Raw genomic sequence first — 3166 nt, forward strand, 5'->3', positions numbered from 1 at the left:
GAAACCAAGGATGGCCTAGCCGGCCGGATATGGTGGAGAGATCGGAGGTAGGAAGGAAGCTTGTCGCTCTGGGTCGTTGTTGTTTGCAGTCCTTCTGGGCTGCATCTGACGGACGGCTGGATTACCGTTGCCTGACCGCGCGGTATCGGATCAAATCTCGAGAAGCTGGTCTTAAGACAGGCTGCAAGCGAGCTGCTCGGCGTAGCTCCGATAAAGCAAGCCTGTCGAACACGTCGATGGCATTGTTGAGTAGGCTGGGTTGTAAAAGGTAACCCGGTCTGTTGTCGTTTCCGCTGGAAACGAACAACTAGATGATGAGCATTGGCAATGAGAACGATCAAGTGTCGTAAGGGCATTTAGTGGATGCCTAGGCATGCACAGGCGATGAAGGACGTGATACGCTGCGAAAAGCCGTGGGGAGCTGCGAATAAGCTTTGATCCATGGATCTCCGAATGGGGCAACCCACCTTAAATGCTTAGAAAATCCAAACTGCTGAATAAGCAGCTTGGGTTTCTAAGCATTGTTAAGAGGTATCTTCACCTGAATAAAATAGGGTGTAAGAAGCGAACGCAGGGAACTGAAACATCTAAGTACCTGCAGGAAAGGACATCAACCGAGACTCCGCAAGTAGTGGCGAGCGAACGCGGACCAGGCCAGTGGCAATGAAGTTTAAAGTGGAAGAACCTGGAAAGGTTTGCCGTAGAGGGTGACAGCCCCGTACGCGTAGATAGCTTTATTGTCCTAGAGTAGGGCGGGACACGTGAAATCCTGTCTGAACATGGGGAGACCACTCTCCAAGCCTAAGTACTCGTGCATGACCGATAGCGAACCAGTACCGTGAGGGAAAGGTGAAAAGCACCCCGACAAGGGGAGTGAAATAGAACCTGAAACTGGATGCCTACAAACAGTCGGAGCCCGCAAGGGTGACGGCGTACCTTTTGTATAATGGGTCAACGACTTAGTGTAACAAGCAAGCTTAAGCCGGTAGGTGTAGGCGAAGCGAAAGCGAGTCTGAATAGGGCGATATAGTTTGTTGCATTAGACCCGAAACCGAGTGATCTAGCCATGAGCAGGTTGAAGGTTGGGTAACACCAACTGGAGGACCGAACCCGCATCTGTTGCAATAGATTGGGATGACTTGTGGCTAGGGGTGAAAGGCCAATCAAACTCGGAAATAGCTGGTTCTCCGCGAAATCTATTTAGGTAGAGCGTCTGGCGAATACTCCCGGGGGTAGAGCACTGGATGGGCTATGGGGACTCACCGTCTTACTGATCCTAACCAAACTCCGAATACCGGGAAGTACTACCAGGCAGACACACGGCGGGTGCTAACGTCCGTCGTGAAAAGGGCAACAACCCTAACCTCCAGCTAAGGTCCCCAAGTCATGGCTAAGTGGGAAAGGATGTGAGGATCCCAAAACAACCAGGATGTTGGCTTAGAAGCAGCCATCATTTAAAGAAAGCGTAACAGCTCACTGGTCTAGTCAAGGGTCTTTGCGCCGAAAATGTAACGGGGCTGAAGCCATGCACCGAAGCTGAGGATTCCTCTTTGAGGAGTGGTAGCGGAGCGTTCCGTAAGCTGATGAAGGGATACCCGTGAGGGGTCCTGGAGGTATCGGAAGTGCGAATGTTGACATGAGTAACGATAAAGAGGGTGAGAGACCCTCTCGCCGAAAGACCAAGGGTTCCTGCTTAAAGTTAATCTGAGCAGGGTTAGCCGGCCCCTAAGACGAGGCGGACACGCGTAGTCGATGGGAACCACGTTAATATTCGTGGGCCTGGTGGTAGTGACGGATTGCTTAACTTGTTCACACTTATCGGATTGTGTGGGCGGGGACGCGGTTCCAGGAAATAGCTCCACCGTATAGACCGTACCCGAAACCGACACAGGTGGTCAGGTAGAGTATACCAAGGCGCTTGAGAGAACTATGTTGAAGGAACTCGGCAAATTGCACGCGTAACTTCGGAAGAAGCGTGACCCTTATGTGCGCAAGCATGTGAGGGTGGCACAGACCAGGGGGTAGCGACTGTTTACCAAAAACACAGGGCTCTGCGAAGTCGCAAGACGACGTATAGGGTCTGACGCCTGCCCGGTGCTGGAAGGTTAAGAGGAGGGGTGCAAGCTCTGAATCGAAGCCCCAGTAAACGGCGGCCGTAACTATAACGGTCCTAAGGTAGCGAAATTCCTTGTCGGGTAAGTTCCGACCTGCACGAATGGCGTAACGACTTCCCCGCTGTCTCCAACATAGACTCAGTGAAATTGAATTCCCCGTGAAGATGCGGGGTTCCTGCGGTCAGACGGAAAGACCCCGTGCACCTTTACTATAGCTTTACACTGGCATTCGTGTCGGCATGTGTAGGATAGGTGGTAGGCTTTGAAGCAGGGACGCCAGTTCTTGTGGAGCCATCCTTGAAATACCACCCTTATCGTCATGGATGTCTAACCGCGGTCCGTCATCCGGATCCGGGACAGTGTATGGTGGGTAGTTTGACTGGGGCGGTCGCCTCCGAAAGAGTAACGGAGGCGCGCGATGGTGGGCTCAGACCGGTCGGAAATCGGTCGTCGAGTGCAATGGCATAAGCCCGCCTGACTGCGAGACTGACAAGTCGAGCAGAGACGAAAGTCGGTCATAGTGATCCGGTGGTCCCGCGTGGAAGGGCCATCGCTCAACGGATAAAAGGTACGCCGGGGATAACAGGCTGATGACCCCCAAGAGTCCATATCGACGGGGTTGTTTGGCACCTCGATGTCGGCTCATCGCATCCTGGGGCTGGAGCAGGTCCCAAGGGTTTGGCTGTTCGCCAATTAAAGCGGTACGTGAGCTGGGTTCAGAACGTCGTGAGACAGTTCGGTCCCTATCTGCCGTGGGTGTAGGAATATTGACAGGATCTGTCCCTAGTACGAGAGGACCGGGATGGACATATCTCTGGTGGACCTGTTGTCCTGCCAAGGGCATAGCAGGGTAGCTATATATGGAATGGATAACCGCTGAAGGCATCTAAGCGGGAAACCAACCTGGAAACGAGTGTTCCCTATCAGAGCCGTGGAAGACGACCACGTTGATAGGCCGGGTGTGGAAGTGCGGCAACGCATGAAGCTTACCGGTACTAATAGCTCGATTGGCTTGATCGTTCCCATTGCCAGTGCTCATCGAATAAATTCGA

Annotated in this window: 1 rRNA gene; it reads left to right on the forward strand. The window is 53.0% G+C overall.

The features are described from left to right. Positions 1 to 335: 335 nt before the first annotated feature. A 23S ribosomal RNA gene (locus PH552_RS33540) occupies positions 336 to 3134 on the forward strand. Positions 3135 to 3166: the final 32 nt, after the last annotated feature.

Source organism: Rhizobium aureum (assembly GCF_030182495.1).
GTDB lineage: Bacteria > Pseudomonadota > Alphaproteobacteria > Rhizobiales > Rhizobiaceae > Rhizobium > Rhizobium tropici_C.